General features: G+C 46.6%; 15 protein-coding genes. 6 read left to right on the top strand and 9 right to left on the bottom strand.

Annotated features, from left to right (window positions below; genetic code table 11):
* Position 1 precedes the first annotated feature (1 nt).
* From ACHA8N_RS07070 to ACHA8N_RS07055, 4 genes are all read left to right on the top strand, one after another.
* The gene (locus tag ACHA8N_RS07070; RefSeq protein ID WP_393965255.1) at positions 2-769 is read left to right on the top strand and encodes an ABC transporter permease; all 768 of its coding nucleotides are present in this window, start codon (positions 2-4) and stop codon (positions 767-769) included.
* A 110-nt stretch (positions 770-879) separates the two neighbouring features.
* Complete coding sequence (locus tag ACHA8N_RS07065) at positions 880-1,653, top strand: hypothetical protein (protein WP_393965254.1); 774 nt, start codon at positions 880-882, stop codon at positions 1,651-1,653.
* The gene (locus ACHA8N_RS07060; protein ID WP_393965253.1) at positions 1,650-2,879 is read left to right on the top strand and encodes a glycosyltransferase family 2 protein; all 1,230 of its coding nucleotides are present in this window, start codon (positions 1,650-1,652) and stop codon (positions 2,877-2,879) included. Before ACHA8N_RS07065 ends, ACHA8N_RS07060 begins: the two co-directional genes overlap by 4 nt.
* Positions 2,876-3,850, top strand: coding sequence for a hypothetical protein (locus ACHA8N_RS07055; RefSeq protein ID WP_393965252.1), 975 nt, complete (start codon positions 2,876-2,878; stop codon positions 3,848-3,850). Before ACHA8N_RS07060 ends, ACHA8N_RS07055 begins: the two co-directional genes overlap by 4 nt.
* Positions 3,851-4,039: 189 nt before the next feature.
* On the opposite strand, the gene ACHA8N_RS07050 is transcribed toward ACHA8N_RS07055, so the two are convergent.
* The 5 genes from ACHA8N_RS07050 to ACHA8N_RS07030 form a co-directional block, all read right to left on the bottom strand.
* Complete coding sequence (locus ACHA8N_RS07050; RefSeq protein WP_393965251.1) at positions 4,040-5,401, bottom strand: amino acid permease; 1,362 nt, start codon at positions 5,399-5,401, stop codon at positions 4,040-4,042.
* A 191-nt stretch (positions 5,402-5,592) separates the two neighbouring features.
* On the bottom strand, positions 5,593-6,462 hold the full coding sequence (locus ACHA8N_RS07045) for a hypothetical protein (RefSeq protein WP_393965250.1): 870 nt from the start codon (positions 6,460-6,462) through the stop codon (positions 5,593-5,595).
* A 58-nt stretch (positions 6,463-6,520) separates the two neighbouring features.
* The gene (gene uptA, locus ACHA8N_RS07040; RefSeq protein WP_147511378.1) at positions 6,521-7,114 is read right to left on the bottom strand and encodes an undecaprenyl phosphate transporter UptA; all 594 of its coding nucleotides are present in this window, start codon (positions 7,112-7,114) and stop codon (positions 6,521-6,523) included.
* A 217-nt stretch (positions 7,115-7,331) separates the two neighbouring features.
* Positions 7,332-8,654, bottom strand: a complete 1,323-nt coding sequence (locus ACHA8N_RS07035; RefSeq protein ID WP_147511377.1) for a Na+/H+ antiporter family protein — start codon at positions 8,652-8,654, stop codon at positions 7,332-7,334.
* 148 nt (positions 8,655-8,802) lie between these two features.
* On the bottom strand, positions 8,803-9,354 hold the full coding sequence (locus ACHA8N_RS07030) for a beta-class carbonic anhydrase (RefSeq protein ID WP_393965249.1): 552 nt from the start codon (positions 9,352-9,354) through the stop codon (positions 8,803-8,805).
* A 333-nt stretch (positions 9,355-9,687) separates the two neighbouring features.
* On the opposite strand from ACHA8N_RS07030, the gene adhE reads away from it, so the two are divergent.
* A complete protein-coding gene (gene adhE / locus ACHA8N_RS07025) occupies positions 9,688-12,282 on the top strand; it encodes a bifunctional acetaldehyde-CoA/alcohol dehydrogenase (RefSeq protein ID WP_393965248.1) in 2,595 nt (864 codons plus the stop codon).
* Positions 12,283-12,437: 155 nt separating this feature from the next.
* Here the strand turns inward: adhE and ACHA8N_RS07020 are convergent, their stop codons facing one another.
* Genes ACHA8N_RS07020 through ACHA8N_RS07010 form a run of 3 tightly spaced genes read right to left on the bottom strand, consistent with a single transcriptional unit; the run spans position 12,438 to position 14,439 of the window.
* Positions 12,438-12,917, bottom strand: coding sequence for an SMI1/KNR4 family protein (locus ACHA8N_RS07020; protein WP_393965247.1), 480 nt, complete (start codon positions 12,915-12,917; stop codon positions 12,438-12,440).
* Positions 12,918-12,936: 19 nt separating this feature from the next.
* The gene (locus tag ACHA8N_RS07015; RefSeq protein ID WP_393965246.1) at positions 12,937-13,386 is read right to left on the bottom strand and encodes a hypothetical protein; all 450 of its coding nucleotides are present in this window, start codon (positions 13,384-13,386) and stop codon (positions 12,937-12,939) included.
* 15 nt (positions 13,387-13,401) lie between these two features.
* The gene (locus ACHA8N_RS07010; RefSeq protein WP_393965245.1) at positions 13,402-14,439 is read right to left on the bottom strand and encodes a phosphotransferase; all 1,038 of its coding nucleotides are present in this window, start codon (positions 14,437-14,439) and stop codon (positions 13,402-13,404) included.
* 162 nt (positions 14,440-14,601) lie between these two features.
* Here ACHA8N_RS07010 and ACHA8N_RS07005 point away from each other — a divergent pair, with 162 nt between their 5' ends.
* The gene (locus ACHA8N_RS07005) at positions 14,602-15,999 is read left to right on the top strand and encodes a hypothetical protein (protein ID WP_393965244.1); all 1,398 of its coding nucleotides are present in this window, start codon (positions 14,602-14,604) and stop codon (positions 15,997-15,999) included.
* Between the two features lie 82 nt (positions 16,000-16,081).
* On the opposite strand, the gene ACHA8N_RS07000 is transcribed toward ACHA8N_RS07005, so the two are convergent.
* Entirely contained in the window at positions 16,082-16,507 is a 426-nt protein-coding gene (locus tag ACHA8N_RS07000; protein ID WP_147511374.1) for a hypothetical protein, read from the bottom strand.
* Positions 16,508-16,768 lie beyond the last annotated feature (261 nt).

Raw genomic sequence — 16,768 nt, 5'->3', positions numbered from 1 at the left:
CATGTGGCGTGAAACGATGATTTTGACCAAACGCAGTTTACTCGTGACGTTACGGAACCCATTCTCATTCATCCCGAATCTAATCATCAGCGTCTTTTTCCTGCTCGTCTATACAAGCGGATTGTCCGGCATCTCGAGTCTACCCCAGTTCGGCGGCGTCGACTACTTGAACTTCATCTTGCCGGTTTCAATTGTTTCCGGTGCGGTCGGAGGAGCCGGTGGAGCGGGGCAGGCGCTCGTCAAAGATATCGAAAGCGGCTATTTCGCCCGGTTGCTGCTGACACCGGTTTCCCGGACGGCCATCGTCCTCGGACCAATGCTTGCCGGGATGTTGCAACTGTTTGTCCAGACGTTGTTGATCTTCGGCATGGGCTTTTTACTCGGGCTGTCGATTCCAGCCGGCAGTGCCGGATTTTTCCTGACGATTGTTCTCGCACTTGGTTTTGGTCTCGCCTTTGCCGGTTATTCGGTCGGTGTTGCCCTGAAAACCCGGAACGCCCAAGCGGCCCAAGCCGGAACGTTGTTGTTCTTCCCGTTGATTTTTTTATCAACGACGTTCGTCCCGAAAGAGTTGATCGAGGCGGAGTGGTTAAAAATTGCAGCGACACTTAATCCGACGACGTACATCATGGAAGGCATGCGGGCCGTGTTGTTACGTGAGACGATTGACTGGAGTGTTTATACGCAAGGGGTGCTTGTCGCTGCTATCCTCAGTATTGCGATGGTCGTGTTTGCGGCACTTAATGCAAGAGGAGCATTGAAAAAATAGAAAAGTGTAAGTCTGATTTGTCAATAAAGTTTAAAAAAACCAGTTACTGGACATTTAAAAACGGGAATCATAAAATGGAAGAAATCAATGGAAAAGAACGGGGGAGTAGAATGAGGCGATACAATGGCTCTTTATTCTTATTACTGGTACTTTTCGGGACGGCTGGTTATGGACTTTCCTTACTGGAACGTTCGACACCGATCCTGTCCGTCTTCATAATCCTTCCATTACTACTGATGATGACATTTTTAAACGGTCGAAAAAACTTTTTACTTCTGATTGCCTATACGCTTGGACTGGGGTTTTTCTATCTTGTTTTGTCCTGGTACACCGAATCCTCAAATGAAACACAACTTCTTTATATCGAGCAACATCTCCTCTCCTCATTACTGATTTTCTTATATTGGTTGTTACTGCGTCACCTTCGAATCATTTTTGAAGAAAATCACTATTTGAAAGAACGGGTCCGGACGTTAGAAGGTTATTCTGAGACGCCTCAACTCTTGAGTTACAGTGAATTTTTAGATCGTACAGACTTTTTGATGGCAGGTGCAAACCGCCGTAATGAAACCAACTATTTGATTCATTTACGATTAAAGCCGACAGCGCTCAACAAAAAAAGCATCATGCAAGTACTGACCGTTGCCGGTCTTCGTGTGTTCCGTGTACACTATGACGTCATGTCACAACGAAACAAATTCGAATTCATCGTGTTTCTTCAAAATACAGATGCAGCAGGAGCGAACATTGCATGTGAACGGTTTTTAAGTGAATTACGCTCGCAAATCACATCCATTCAGTATCCATTTACTGCCGAAGTATTACCGGTTAAACAGTCAGTCGAAGCCACGATACGACATCATGATGAGGAGGCTGTTCGATGAACCTTATCTTAAACGGAATCATGGCGATTTTTTGGCTGATGTTACTGTATTATTATTTCTTGACACTTGCCGGAATCATCGATCGCTATTCTAAACAAAAACGTCCGAGCCTTGAATATTATCCGTCAGTCGCCATTCTGATTCCGGCACATAATGAAGGGGTCGTCATGCAACAGACTTTAGAGGCGATGATGGCAATCGAGTACCCGGGGCAACTTGATGTCTTTTTGTTGGATGATCAATCGCAGGATGAGACGAATCAGATTGCCCGTGAATTTACGACATTGTTTAGTCGGATTCATTATATAAAAGTGCCCAAAGGGGAACCGATTGGCAAATCACGTGTCTTGAATTACGGGTTAACAATCACAGACTCGGAGTATTTTTTGATCTACGATGCCGACAATCAACCGAAACCGGATGCGGTGACGAAGCTCGTTGAACAAGCGGTCACGACGAAAAACGCATGTGGGGCGGTAGGGGTCGTCAAAACGATTAATGCTGAAACGAATACATTGACGCGGATGATTGCGATTGAATTCCAAGTGTTCCAACTCATCATGCAAAGCGGACGCTGGCGGGCCTTTAAGACAGGTTCACTGGCTGGAACCAATATGTTATTGAAGCGCAGTGTGATTGAAGAACTAGGCGGATATGATCCTTACGCATTAGCGGAAGACGCGGAGTTGACGATGCGGGTGACGGCACTCGGCTATACCTTACCGGTCGTCTATACGGCGGAGACATGGGAGCAGGAGCCGGAATCGATGAAGGTGTATATGAAACAGCGGACCCGATGGATGCTCGGGAATATCTACTTGTTGGAAAAAGCGTTTCTGACCCGTGATTTCTGGCGGGGACGGACGCTCGTTCACTCGCTTCAACACATCATGACCTATCTGTTGTTTATCTTTTTGCTGCTGATTTCTGACATCGTCTTGATTTTAGGGTTATTTGGTTATGCGTTTGATGAGGCGACGACGCCGTTGATCATGTTCTGGTTCATGACGTATCTTGTTTATACGATTCAAATATTAGCCGCGCAAGAGCTGGAAAAAACAGCGACTCCGAGGAACGTCTTAATTGGACTGATCATGTATTTCACCTATGCCCAGCTGTTCGTCATTCTGCTGTTCCGTGGTATGTTTGCCTACATTAAAAGTAAAATTCGGAAGGAAACCATCGTTTGGGATAAAACCAAGCGGGTTAAGATTGAGCAATCATGAGAAAAAAACTTTTGATCGGCATTTTGATTTTTATCGCATTAGGAGGTCTGATTGTGTTTATGACCCGTCAGCAAGATCCTGTTATTGAGCAAATCGAAACCGTTTATATGAAGGACGGTCTCATCCAGGCATATGATCGAAACGATGCCCAACGCCTGTCGGAAAGTTTGGGTCAATACATGATGTATCTCCTTGAAATCGGAGACGCCCAACGATTTGCAGAACAAGTGGACATTCTACGCAAACAGTTTCTAGTCACTTCAGAGGAAGTGGACTTCATTAAATGGGAGTTGACACCGAAAACAGCGACGAATGCCATCGTGGATGATTTTCGGATCAGTAATGCGCTAATTGCTGCAGCGAAACGATTTGATGAACCTACCTACCAACAATTGAGTCGACGAATTGACGACGGAATCATAGAACACATGAAGGTATCTGGTATTCCCATCGATTTTTATGATTGGAACCTGAAGATGCAAACGAATGAACTTCGTCTCAATTATCTCGATGCGACCGCACTGAAAAGACTGAACTTGGTCGAACCGGTGCAGGAAGTCCTTCAAGCGGCTCCTCGGTCCGGTCCTTTTTTCCATGAAATCTATCTTCCGGAAGACAAGCAATACAAAATGGCCGACAAAAAAGAAGTCAATATGATTGACCAAGCCTTGATTGCAATCGTCTCAGAGGAATTGACCGGGAAACAAGATGAAGCATTTTATGCGTTTGTTTATCAAGAAATGGGAAAAGGGAAGCTGTATGCACGGTATGACCGCTCAACCGCAGCTCCCCGATCTGATGACGAATCCAGTTCCGTGTATGCCTTATTGTTACCGTATGTCTCGAAAGACATCCAGCGCAAAATGACGGAGCGGCTAAATCAGATTGATTTGACAAATGCCAAGACGACACATGTCTTCGATTTTTTAAATGAAGCGATTATGCAGGTGCAAACCTCGACTCAAAAGTAATTCTATTTAACAGCTGAACATGAAGTCGGTTTGAAATGTAGTCTGCATACTACAAGAGGGAGGTCGGATCATAAAATCCGCCTCCCTATTCGTGTCTTATTTAATTCGTGATGTTTTTTAGCGAGCGACTACTTAAAAATAAGAGAAAAGAAGAAAGTCTATGTGCTGAGGATCGCTTTTAATCGATTATCAAGACTTTTTAACCTTGAATCCATAATAAAGAGCGCTGAGAATCAAGAAAACGATTCCGATTAAAATCGAGACACGTGTCTCATCGTTAAACAACATCCCGACTAAAACCGTCAAGAGTACGACAACCGTGATGTAGTTCGTATAGGGTGCTCCCGGCATCTTAAACGGATGATCGGTAATCCGGTCCGCTTCCATCTTCCGGTACTGAATATGGCTGATCAAGATGGCGAACCATGGTACCATTCCCGGCAAGACCGAGGCACTGTAAACATAGACGAAGATATTCGTGTCTTTCCCGAGTAACAACGGCAGAACGATATCAAGGATGACCCCGATGAAGATCCCGGCTGATACGGCAAGGACCGTATATAGAGGAATCCCGTTTTTGTTGACTTTTAAGAAAATAGACGGCATCTGTCCTTTTTCCGCGAGCGTATAAATCATCCGGCTCGAGCTGAAAATTCCCGAGTTACAACCGGACATTGCCGCGGTGATGACGACAACGTTGATGATAGCAGCAGCTGCTGTAATTCCGACTTTAGCGAACGTCGCAACAAATGGACTGCCGATATCCGCGAGCTGATCCCACGGATAGACGGTGACGATGATGAAAATCGCTCCGACATAGAAAATTAAGATCCGCCAAATAACACCGTTGATGGCGCGGGTGATATTCGTTTCCGGATCCTTTGTCTCCCCGGCGGTTACGCCGATCAACTCGACACCGATATAGGATGCAAAGACGATCGAAAGGGCAAAGAAGAAGCCGCTGAAGCCGTTCGTGAAGAAGCCGCCGTGCGACCAAAGATTTGAGAAACCGATAGGCGTCCCGTCGTTCCCGAAACCAAACAGGATGATTCCGAGACCGGCAATGATCATCAGAATAATCGTAATGACTTTGACGGATGCAAACCAAAACTCGAGTTCACCGAACATTTTGACCGATGCAAGATTTGCTAGTGTCAAGATGACGATGACGACGACTCCCGGAATCCAAGTCGGTAAATCCGGCCACCAAAACCGCATGTAGGCACCGACGGCAATGACTTCACTCATGCCGACGATGACCCAGTTGAAGATATTGCTGCTCGCTGTCATGAAGCCGGCTGCCGGATGAATGTAATCATTGGCAAACTTGGCATACGATCCTGTATGTGGATGGGTGTAGACCATCTCGCCTAAAGCCCGCATGATCAAAAAGATGAAGACACCTGCCAACATGTAGGCCAAAATGACGGATGGTCCGGTCCAAGCAATCGTACTCGACGATCCAAGAAATAGACCCACTCCGATGGTTCCCCCTAAGGCAATCATTTGTACTTGTCGTGCTGTCAGTTCCCGCTTTAAGTTCGATTCCATAAGTACCCCCATGTACCAAAAAATGAATAAATCCTGAACTTGTCAGACAAGTTCGAAATGCTATAAACATGAGTATACTATCTTAAAAAAGAGAATAGAAAGCTTTTTCTGAAAATGTCATTGTTTTTTTTGCTGAAAATGAAAGGAAATGAAAAAAGAACCGCTTCAAAATGAAGGGGTTCGGCGATTGGTTATTCTGGAATGAAATCCGAGAACGTTCCGGCATAAAGACGGGTATCGGTAGAGAGGACGATTCGGTTCTGACGCATTTTGATGGTACCTTGAAGCAACGATCCTTTTTCCGATTCAAATAAGATGCGGGCTTTCTCGACATACGTATCTCCTTCTTGCTGTAACAAATACGTATGTTCATTGTCTGTTGAAATCAAAGATCCGCCTTGCACGATGAAGTCCGAGAAGTGGCGCAGTGGGACTTGGTAACTTGTGCTGTTGCCTTTATAAAAGTGAACGATCCGGTAATCCGGATGGTAAAAGAACCAGGCATCGTCTGACGCACAGACATTCAGCGCATAACAATCATCGATCGGATACTCTTTGTTCTTAAAGACCACTTGTCCAAACTCATTAAATACAGCAAGTCCAAAGGAACCAATTGAATTCGTCGCCAGATCGGCAAACACACCTTCATCAAAGTAACTGACCCAAATCTGATTTTTTTCATCAATATGGACGTTTTGAATTCCGTCATCAAGACAATAACTGTCGAGGAGAAGACCGGATTGATCGTAAATGAACGCGTTTGGTAACCAAGAGCCGTCGATGTCGTCATCACAACGGGAAGCGACGAGCAAAATCCGTCCGTCGGAAAATGAGTCGACATAACTGAAGTCCGTTTCGGCTTGAGCGACGATTGTTGTTGTCCGCCATTGGTCGTGCAGGCGATGAACATGCAGAACATTTCGATGGCGTTTTATATCGTAAATTTCTTCAATCATCATGATTTGTCCTGAAATCGTCAATCCGGTGGCAACGTGTTTTCCGGTAACTTGAGATGCGGTAACGCGATCTAGGTGAATTTTTAATGTGTTGGAAGTATCCAAGATAAGTCGCTCCTTTTTAAAAAGAGTCTGCCGCGGTGGGCAGACTGCAAAGCTTGAATTAAGTGGTGCGTTGACGTTTTTTTAGGACGACATACAAAATAATCATGACGACAGCAGCAATTAATACACCGTTCGTATATGGGGCGGCGACCTCTTTGATGGAACGCCAATTCGTGCCAAGCGTTTCTCCGAGGTATAGGAAAAGGATTGACCACGGAATGATAGCGAGAATGGTATAGAGTGAAAATTTCGTTTGATCCATTTTCGCAAGACCAGCCGGAATTGAAATGGCATGACGGACGACTGGAATGAAACGGGCACCAAAAATGACACCTTGTCCATATTTCAAAAACCAGCGTTCTGCGAGATCGAGATGGTGTTCCGTAATCAAAACGTACTTTCCATATTTCAAAATTAATGGTCGACCTCCGTAACGGGCGAACCAGTATAAAAATAATTGTGAGAATAGACCACCAATGACGGCAGCAACAATAGCGAGCGGCCAATTGATTGTTCCTTGGGAAATCATAAATCCGCCATAGGACAAAACGATTTCACTCGGAATGATTTCAATCATCAACCCTAGCGCGATTCCGAAATAACCTAAATCAGCGAGATACAATAAAACGTTATTGACAACTTGAGATAACACATGGAACACTCCTTCAACTGCACTTCATTCTTTTATATTAGAGAAGAAAGTCGGAAAATGGAAGAACAATTCATCAAACGGATTAAACAAATATGCCAGTCGCATCTTTGAATACACGTGAACAAGCGTCCCACAATGATTTGAGACAAACGACCTCGCGCTAAAAAAAGAACCAACGCCCGTCGAGACGTTGGTTCTTGATCGTTTTTTTGATCGCTTACAAGACGACGGCAGCAATCGTTCCGAAAATTAACAGTGGAATGTTGTAGTGCAGGAACGTCGGGATGACCGTTTCACGCATGTGATCGTGTTGACCATCCGCATTCAATCCGCTTGTCGGACCAAGCGTTGAGTCGGAAGCCGGGCTTCCGGCATCTCCGAGCGCACCGGCTGTTCCGATGATGGCGATCGTCGCTTCCAAGCTGAATCCGTACTGCATGCAGAGTGGCACGAAGATGGCAGCGATGACCGGAACCGTCGAGAAGCTTGAGCCGATCCCCATCGTGACGAGGAGACCAATCAACAGCATGACGAAGGCGGCAACGAGTTGCGAATCCCCCATTAACGATTTGGAATTCTCGACGAGCGGGTTGATGTCACCCGTCTCGCGCAGGACATTGGAGAATCCGTTTGCTGAAATCATGACGAAACCGATAAATGACATCATCCGCATACCGCGTGTGATGACATCGTCTGCTTCACTGAAGCGGACAAGGCGAAGGACGAGGAACAAGACAAGTCCTGTCGTTGCCGCAATGATCATTGATTCGGTCGTCAGTTGGACAGCCAGTGTCGCGAGAACGACGAGTCCGCTGAGGAACAACTTCGTTTTCGTGATGACCGGAATTTCGTAATCGTCCGGTGCGATGTTGCGCATTTCGTACTCCCGCGGCTTACGGTAGTTATAAAGACCGATCAACAGACCAACGAGCATTCCGAGTGCAGGAATCGCCATCGCTTGGATGACGGAAGCACCGGCGATATTCATTCCGTTATCTTCGATGTTCTTTAACAAAATCTGATTCAAGAAGATATCCCCGAATCCGACCGGCAAGAACATGTACGGTGTGACGAGACCAAATGTCATGACGATTGCCATCAAACGACGGTCAATCTTCATTTCATTAAACAAGCCGAGTAACGGTGGAATGATGATCGGGATGAAGGCGATGTGGATCGGCAAGACGTTTTGTGAACTGATCGCCAGTAACAAAATCGCGAAGGTGATGAACCCTTTTAATTTTTTGACCGATGCGGCGTCAGCCGTTCGCTTCGAACGGGTGATTAAGGCATGAGCCAATGCATCCGGCAAACCGGTTTTCGACAAGGCGACGGCGAATGCACCAAGCAAGGCATAGCTGAGGGCGATTTCGGCTCCAGCGCCGAGCCCGCCGGCAAACGTCTCGATCGTCTTCGTTAAACTGAGTCCGCCGACCACTCCACCGACGATGGCACTCAGGACCATCGCGAGTACGATATGGACGCGGAAGATCGCTAAAGCAAATAATAAAACAACGGCAATAATGACTGCATTAAACATTTTAAAACCACACTTTCTTTTGGTATCACTGTACTATACTAAAGTATCATACAGACCGTTCTTTTGACTGTCAAGAAAAAAACACAAAAAGGTATGACCGGCGTCAAATCGAGGCAGGTCATACCTTTCTTCTACATTAAAGAGCGATTCAGCAATCGACTTGATCAAGTTTTCCTGTTCCCGGATCGATGACGAGTCCGTGCACTTCCGTACCTGGTGGCAACAACGGGTGGTTTTTGATCAATCCAACCGAGTGACCGACGTTTTCTTCGACGGATGTGAAGCCGCGTAACCATTGCTTCAAGTCGACGCCGGAAGCATCGAGTGTGTGCAGGACTAGTTCGTTGATGCCACGGTCTTGCATCTCCGCAATCATCTTCGCCGGATCGATCGTACTCATGCCGCAGTCATGATGTCCGATGACAATGACTTCTTCCGCGCCGAGGGCGTAGAGAGCGACGAGAATTGACCGCATGACGGATCCGAATGGATGGGACAGGACGGCCCCGGCATTCTTGATGATTTTGGCATCACCGTTTTTCAGACCAAGCGCGTGGGGAAGGAGCTCCGTCAAACGTGCATCCATACAGGTCAGAATCACAACCTTCTTATCCGGGAACTTATCCGAGATGAATGGTTCGTATTGTTTCTCTTCGACGAACTGTTGATTAAACGCAAGCATTTGATTAACGACTGACATGATACTTCCTCCTTTAAGACAAATGAATGATGGAACTATTTCTAGCGTACACGATGAACGATTGGTCAGACAAGCAGATTCATGATTTGCTGTGACAGTTGTCACAGGAGTGGGACAAAAAAGAGAATCCTTGCGTCAGAACGGATGGATTCGTTGAAAACGCTCTCATTGGTGTGAAATAGTTCACAGGATAGTCATGCACAAATGGAGAAAAAGACGGTATGATTGATTTGTGAAGGAAAGCACAAACTATTCGAAATCAGCTTGGCATTCCTAACATGCTGTAGGGAAATGCAGACTCAGATTCGTTCCAAAATAGGGAGGAAACCTAACATGGCTGTCAAAGAAAAAATCAAACAAGATGTCTCACCTGTCGAACAAGCAATCAATCAAATCGTCGCGAAAGGTCAAACGGCACTTCAAGAATTACTGACATTTGATCAAACGAAAATCGATACGATCGTTCGGGACATGGCGCTCGCCGGTCTGGAACGTCACGTCGAACTGGCTCGTCTCGCGGTCGAAGAGACAGGACGCGGTGTCTTTGAAGATAAAATGATCAAAAACATGTTCGCTACTGAATACATCTATAATAGTCTTCGGAATGAAAAAACGGTCGGGATTTTAGAAGAAGACGTCCAAAATGGCATCACCTATATCGCGGAACCGGTCGGTGTCGTCTGTGGCGTCACACCAGTGACGAATCCGACATCAACGACGATGTTTAAAGCATTGATCGCGATCAAGACGCGTAACCCGATCGTCTTCGCCTTCCATCCGTCCGCACAAAACTGTTCACTCGAAGCAGCGAAAACATTACGCGATGCGGCCGTCAAAGCGGGTGCACCAAAAGATTGTATCCAGTGGGTCGAACAACCGTCACTCGAAGCAACGAAAGTCTTGATGAATCACACCGATATCGCGATGGTCCTCGCGACAGGCGGAGCCGGCATGGTCAAATCGGCGTACTCGACCGGAAAACCAGCGCTTGGTGTCGGACCGGGTAACGTACCGTGTTACATCGAAAAAACAGCTAAAATCAAACGCGCCGTCAGTGATTTGGTTCTCTCAAAAACATTTGATAACGGAATGATTTGTGCGTCCGAGCAAGCGGTCATCGTCGATCAAGAGATTTATGCCGAAGTGCGGGCAGAAATGGAAGCACTCGGTTGCTACTTCTGTACACCGGACGAGAAAAAACGTCTGGAGGCACTGGTCATCAAAACCGATACATGTGCCGTCAATGCGGACATCGTCGGGAAACCAGCGACCTGGATCGCAGCAAAAGCCGGCATCGACGTTCCGAGCAACACCGTCATGCTCGTTGCGGAACTTGAGAAAGTCGGGGCGGAAGAGCCGTTGTCACACGAAAAATTAAGTCCTGTCCTCGGTGCGTACAGTGTAGCTTCAACGAATGATGCTTTCCACGTCGCAGAACGCATGCTTGAAATCGGCGGACTTGGTCATACGGCCGTCATTCATACAACAAACGATGAGTTGATGACGGCATTTGGTCTCCGGATGAAAGCCTGCCGGATTCTCGTCAACAGTCCATCGGCACACGGCGGAATCGGCGATCTCTACAACGAATTGACACCATCGTTGACACTCGGTTGCGGATCATACGGTAAAAACTCGGTTTCAGAAAACGTAACGGCGAAACATCTACTCAATGTCAAGAAGGTGGCGAGACGACGCGTGAACATGCAGTGGTTCAAAGTACCGGAAAAGATTTTCTTTGAAAAAAACTCGGTTCAATACTTGAAATCGATTCAAAATGTCTCACGGGCGTTGATTGTCACCGATCAATCGATGGTTGAGTTCGGTTATGCCGACAAAGTCATCCGTAACTTGCCGGCCGGCGTCAGCTACCGGATCTTTGACCAAGTCGAACCGGATCCATCCGTGACGACTGTTCAAGTCGGTGCCCAAGCAATGCGTGATTTTAAACCGGACTTGATTATCGCCCTCGGTGGCGGATCGGCGATGGATGCTGCGAAAGGCATGTGGTTATTCTACGAGCAGCCAAACGAAACGTTCTCGAACCTCCGTCAAAAGTTCATGGATATCCGCAAACGGGCCTATAAATTCCCGGAACTCGGCAACAAAGCGAAATTCGTTGCCATTCCGACAACATCCGGTACGGGATCAGAAGTCACACCGTTCACCGTCATCACCGACAAAGAGAAAAACGTGAAGTATCCGATTGCTGACTATGCATTGACACCAGACGTTGCCATCGTCGATCCGGAGTTCGTCATGACGGTGCCTGCCTCGATCACGGCGGATACAGGGATGGACGTTTTGACACACGCAACAGAAGCGTTCGTCTCTGTCCTTGCGAACGACTATACGGATGGACTGGCGTTAAAAGCAATCAAGATAATCTTTGAGTACTTGCCACGTGCTTACGATAACGGTTCAGATGCCGAAGCACGCGAAAAAGTCCACAATGCCTCAACGATGGCCGGAATGGCGTTTGCGAATGCCTTCCTCGGCATCAACCACTCGATCGCGCACAAAATCGGTGGGGAGTTCCACACACCACACGGTCGGACAAATGCGATTCTGATGCCGCACGTCATCCGATACAATGCAACAAAACCAACAAAACTGGCAGCCTTCCCGAAATACGAATCGTTTATTGCGGATGAACGTTATGCCGAAATCGCGCGATACCTCGGTCTGCCGGCAGCAACGACGGAACAAGGTGTCGAGTCGTTTATCCAAGCCGTCAGTGAGCTCGGACAACGCCTCAACATCAAGATGTCGTTTAAAGCCCAAGGCATCAAAAAAGCCGACTTTGAAGCGAAACTCGACAAGATGGCCGTCGACGCGTTTGAGGATCAATGTACAACGGCGAATCCGAAAATGCCGCTCGTGACGGAACTCCGTCAAATCATGGAATTTGCTTACGAAGGTATCTAATAGAGAGAAAAACATCATGGCAATTGAAAAGAGCCTTGCTTCCGGTTAACGGAGGCAAGGCTTTCGTGCGTTTTTGATCATGTAAGATGAGGTGAAAATCAGGTGGATTCCTGTCTTTGCTTTCCTGAAGTAGAGGTATATGTATACATAAAAGATTACCGAAACCAGTCCCAATACATCGTCCCTTGCGCAACAATCAGATAATCAAGCCACTTATCGAAGGAGAACGGGAGACGTTCGAAGTCAGGATCTTCGTACGTCAGGAATTCACCGGTCCAGATCCGATTGTCGCCTTCACTGATTGATTCGCAAACGAGCCATTCGCCGTCAGGTCCGGCACCAATCGGAATGAAGCCCGGTGGACATTCCCAAATCGGGAGGTAAGTCAAAATATCATCAATCGAAAACAACTCGAAACCACCGCCACCGTCCGGCGTAAAATAAAGGCGAGCGCCATTATGAACACGTAAAAAGTGTACGATTTCTTTTGGTGTGTCTTTTGGGAGTCGAGCCAATTCTTCGGGGCTGGCGCCTGAGTGGAAGGTGAACGACTCGACCTCGACATACCCTTTTTCCTTTTGCACTTCGAGCTGACCGTTGATTAAGCGGGCTTGTAATTGAAGTAATGTTTCCATCCCTACCTGATGCATGTGTCTATTTCATCCCCTTCAAAAAGTCTTTTGCGACTCGATTCTTTGGTTCCATCCGTAAGATTTCATTCGCCACAGCAAGGGCTTCCTGTTTTGGTGTGACTTGATCGGGTACTTCCGCTAAAAATAACAAACACTCCAGGCAGGCGACGTCTTGACGATGGGTCAGGGCAACTGTTCGCTGAACATGGTCATACGCTCGGTAGTAGGCGCGGTTATAATGACAAAAAGGATGGACCAATAAATCAAACGCTAAATCGTGCAGTTTGACTGTTTCTTTTTGTTCAATCAGATAACGGACGAACTGATACAAAATATCTGTCTCGTGATCAAAGGCGTCCCCGATGATTTTTTCACTGATTTCATCGATTTCATACGTCTCAAATAAGATTTTTGCCTTGCTGAATTGATTCATTTTAATCAGTGTCATGAGGTAAGTGTAATCGATGGACATTGAGGATCCAACTCCTTATTGAAAAGTACGAGTCGTGTTCTTTTGACTGTCACGCCACCACTTTCTAATCACCGGACAAAGCGCTTCGTAGTCTTTAAGCGCTTTTAACGTCTCGTGCACCTGTTGAACGGCAACTTGTTGCTTCTTTTCAGTTACGGGTTCAAGATGAAGAGCTTTGGACAGACTATAGGCAAGCCATCCGAGTTTACTCGCATATCCAGCGGACAGAGCCGGCTCAATTGGATAGTCAAGTCGACCGCCTGCCGCATGATACCCCTTGAAGAAGGCTTTAAAATGGTCTTGTCGCACATGATTTTGCTCATCGAGCGACCAATAGAGGACCGTTTCTAAAAAATCATGCATCGGATGAATCGTACCGGCCGATTCCCAGTCGATGAGAATCGGTGCACCGGACTTCCACAATACGTTTTTGGCATCCAAATCGCGGTGACTGAGGACCGATGTTCCTTGCAGTTGTTTTAGGGCAGAAGACGCTTCGCTGTCCCAACGTTTGATTCTTTTTAAATCCGTCCAATAAGGTTCGAGCACTGTGAGTCCTTGCTGACGGATTTTTTCTGCGAATGTGTCCCATGGAACCGGAGACTCTGGTGATGCAGCGGTTTGTTTAACCTTCAGCGAGGACAGGTCCGCAGCATGAATCTGCGCCAACTGTTCACCGATCAGTTCAGCGTGGCTCGGTGTGACTTGGCTAATCGGCAAGATCGAACCGTCCACCCAAGGGAAGACAAGGTAATAGTGTGTACCGATTTGTTGCAAGGCAGATCCATCAATCGTCAAGGCAGGCAGAGCGAAGACTTTGCCTGCTAAAGCGTTGACAATCCGTTCCGAATCGATGAAGTTTTGTCGTGCGGTCGGACGAGAAAGGATGGATGGATTCAACAACTTTACTGCATATGTTCCGGTCGTTGTCTGAATTTGATTCATCTGATGCAAAAGACCACCGGACAGTACTGTCGGTTTCGTAAGCAGCTGACCAAGTTTTGCCTGTCTGCTGATGTTCTCAAAGAGCGTTTGATTTGGTTCTGTTGTCACGTCGTTCCTCCTCATGGAATCAAAATCCCTCTTCCATACAGTTTTGGTTATAATTAGAGTATATCGTACAGAAATGACCAGAAGTCATTGAAATTAGGCGACCGGCGTTTCTGAACGGCATAGAAAAGGAATAATCAAACAAAGGAAAAGGAGGGGTTGAGGATGGAGCAACGACAAGAGCGGCGCAACCGGCGCTTTTCGATTATGGATCTCGTGTTCGGGATTGGATTTGGTCTAATTTTCTTTGCCGTCTTATATGGTCTGATGACACTCGTGACCGGACAAATCGAATCCTCGGGTGATTACCAGTCGCTCGTCGAGCAAATGCAGGATGCAGGTGTCACCTGGGGCAGCAGTGACGTGACGGTCACGCTGATGCTGTTATTCGTCGGTGGACTGGACGTGACGATGCCGGGTGCCGTCCGGGAAGCAATCATCAACCAAGTGCTCGGGGCGAGTTCAGCCGGAGATGTGTTATCGATCTTTGGGATTGATTTGAATCAAGTCTTGTCCCCGCTGACATTCGACGCCACCTATGGATCACTGTTGTTGTCGGTGTTTGGGATCGTATTTGTTTTTATTCTCTTTTTAATGATGCGGATCAAAGCAAACCGGCTCGGATGGACAGTCCGATCCGTCAGTTTTTTGGTGACGGTCTGGATCGGCTGGTTCTTTCTTGTCCAGCGCAGTGAATCGATTTCCTTTTTATCGTTCCAAGGCGGTGTGTTGACACAAGGCTTGCTGGCACTTGGGATCGTGATTGGTTTAAGTTTTCTGGCGCTCTATCCGCAAGGGTTATCCGGTTTGTCGGCGGCAGCCCGGGGCAGCCTGCTCGTATTGGTATTTGCGAGTTGTCTCCAACTGTATCTCGTCGTGACGGATGAAACCAAATACAACGGAGATTCAATGCTTCGGACGGCTTTGACGGTCGCGAGTCTCGATGCCGGAAGCGGCGGCATGTACGAGTTGTTGCACGGCGGACAGATTTCCTATAAAGCGAATGTTCTCGGAGCAGATGTCGATGTACCGGTGACGATGCTGAACGGGGAGACATCAACCGGCAAATTAAATCAATCGATTGAGGATGTCCTGGCGGAAGTGGATACCGACCGGGTGACGGAACAACTGCTGACGATCCTCGGCGGCGAACGACCCGATTTGTCGGATACCCAACTGAATCTTGAACCGGTTGATTACGGCATTGCCCGCCAGACGATTCAGGCGCTCGATGCGGAATCAGCCGGATCCGTACCGGAGCCGATTGATTCGGAAAGTGCTTACTGGGTCTTGATCTTGATTCCGTTTGTTTTGTATCTACTCGTCAGTATCCGTGCGTTCCGGACGATTCTTGATCCGATTGTCTTTGCGGTTCTGGTCGGCGTCACGAGTTTCCTTGTCGCTCAAGCGACGACGGCAAACTTTACGGTCGCCTGGCGGAATGAAGCCTTACTGCAGTTTACGCAACAACCGGTTGGACTGACACCGCTCTATGCAGCCGGTATGGCGTTGATTGCCGGATTAATCGGCTTTGTCATCAAACGAAAACCAACTGTTTCATAAACAAAGAATGATCGGTTTAAGAATAGCTATGTAATGAGAAGGGCACAGTCGAAAGAATCTGTGCTCTTTTTTTAGTTTCGACCTATTGATTGTTCAGAATTTTTTCTCCGACATCAAATACTCCTGATTTCAATTTCTCATGAATCAATTGTTTTGAAATCTCAATCGGATAGTTCTCTTGTTCCTTTTCATCAATCGATAAAGTGGTTAGCAACTCAGAATGGAAATGAGTCAAGGTGGGAATGATGCCTGAAAATTGATAGTCTTTTTGAATCCGTATTAAAAACAAAGGAAGTTGTAAAACTGCTGTGGAAGAAGCGTTGCGTTTGAGCATCACATAGTCAATAGAGGTGAGTAGATCCGGAGTATATGCTTTTTGCTCGATCATCCTCATTAAAAGATTTTCCAGCGTCTCTATGTGCGCGGTCAAATCAAGGATATGTTGATCCATACGTTCGATATCCCGTTCTAATTGGGGAATGGATGGATGAAGCTGAGTATTTTTCATAATTGAAATCTCCTTCGCCGAGAATCTTAATATATCTGATATGTACTGAAGTGAGTTGTCATTTCCTAACAGAAGTATGGCGTAAGTTGTTTTATTTTTCAAATAGAGAGGAAAACTGCTGTTCACTGCAAAAAATACGATGATTCTTTTAAAAAGATTAAGTCTAAATGAAGTTTGTAAAGCCAGTATTTGGAATTATTTAAGTAGATTAAATAAGACGGATGTCCGACCTATTCGATGAGACTATAAGCTACAATGAAA

Origin of the sequence: Exiguobacterium sp. S22-S28, from assembly GCF_043359615.1 — a bacterium.
In the GTDB taxonomy this organism is placed as follows: Bacteria; Bacillota; Bacilli; order Exiguobacteriales; family Exiguobacteriaceae; genus Exiguobacterium_A.
The sequence above is the reverse complement of the archived record's forward strand: the minus strand, read 5'-3'. Positions and strand labels throughout refer to the sequence as shown.

Excerpts from the sequence above, each read along its gene's own strand:
- ACHA8N_RS07070 (WP_393965255.1), top strand. The coding sequence starts at position 2 with ATGTGGCGTGAAACGATGATTTTGACCAAACGCAGTTTACTCGTGACG.
- ACHA8N_RS07065 (WP_393965254.1), top strand. The coding sequence starts at position 880 with ATGAGGCGATACAATGGCTCTTTATTCTTATTACTGGTACTTTTCGGG.
- ACHA8N_RS07060 (WP_393965253.1), top strand. The coding sequence starts at position 1,650 with ATGAACCTTATCTTAAACGGAATCATGGCGATTTTTTGGCTGATGTTA.
- ACHA8N_RS07055 (WP_393965252.1), top strand. The coding sequence starts at position 2,876 with ATGAGAAAAAAACTTTTGATCGGCATTTTGATTTTTATCGCATTAGGA.
- ACHA8N_RS07050 (WP_393965251.1), bottom strand. The coding sequence starts at position 5,401 with ATGGAATCGAACTTAAAGCGGGAACTGACAGCACGACAAGTACAAATG.
- ACHA8N_RS07035 (WP_147511377.1), bottom strand. The coding sequence starts at position 8,654 with ATGTTTAATGCAGTCATTATTGCCGTTGTTTTATTATTTGCTTTAGCG.
- ACHA8N_RS07030 (WP_393965249.1), bottom strand. The coding sequence starts at position 9,354 with ATGTCAGTCGTTAATCAAATGCTTGCGTTTAATCAACAGTTCGTCGAA.
- adhE (WP_393965248.1), top strand. The coding sequence starts at position 9,688 with ATGGCTGTCAAAGAAAAAATCAAACAAGATGTCTCACCTGTCGAACAA.
- ACHA8N_RS07020 (WP_393965247.1), bottom strand. The coding sequence starts at position 12,917 with ATGGAAACATTACTTCAATTACAAGCCCGCTTAATCAACGGTCAGCTC.
- ACHA8N_RS07015 (WP_393965246.1), bottom strand. The coding sequence starts at position 13,386 with ATGTCCATCGATTACACTTACCTCATGACACTGATTAAAATGAATCAA.
- ACHA8N_RS07005 (WP_393965244.1), top strand. The coding sequence starts at position 14,602 with ATGGAGCAACGACAAGAGCGGCGCAACCGGCGCTTTTCGATTATGGAT.
- ACHA8N_RS07000 (WP_147511374.1), bottom strand. The coding sequence starts at position 16,507 with ATGAAAAATACTCAGCTTCATCCATCCATTCCCCAATTAGAACGGGAT.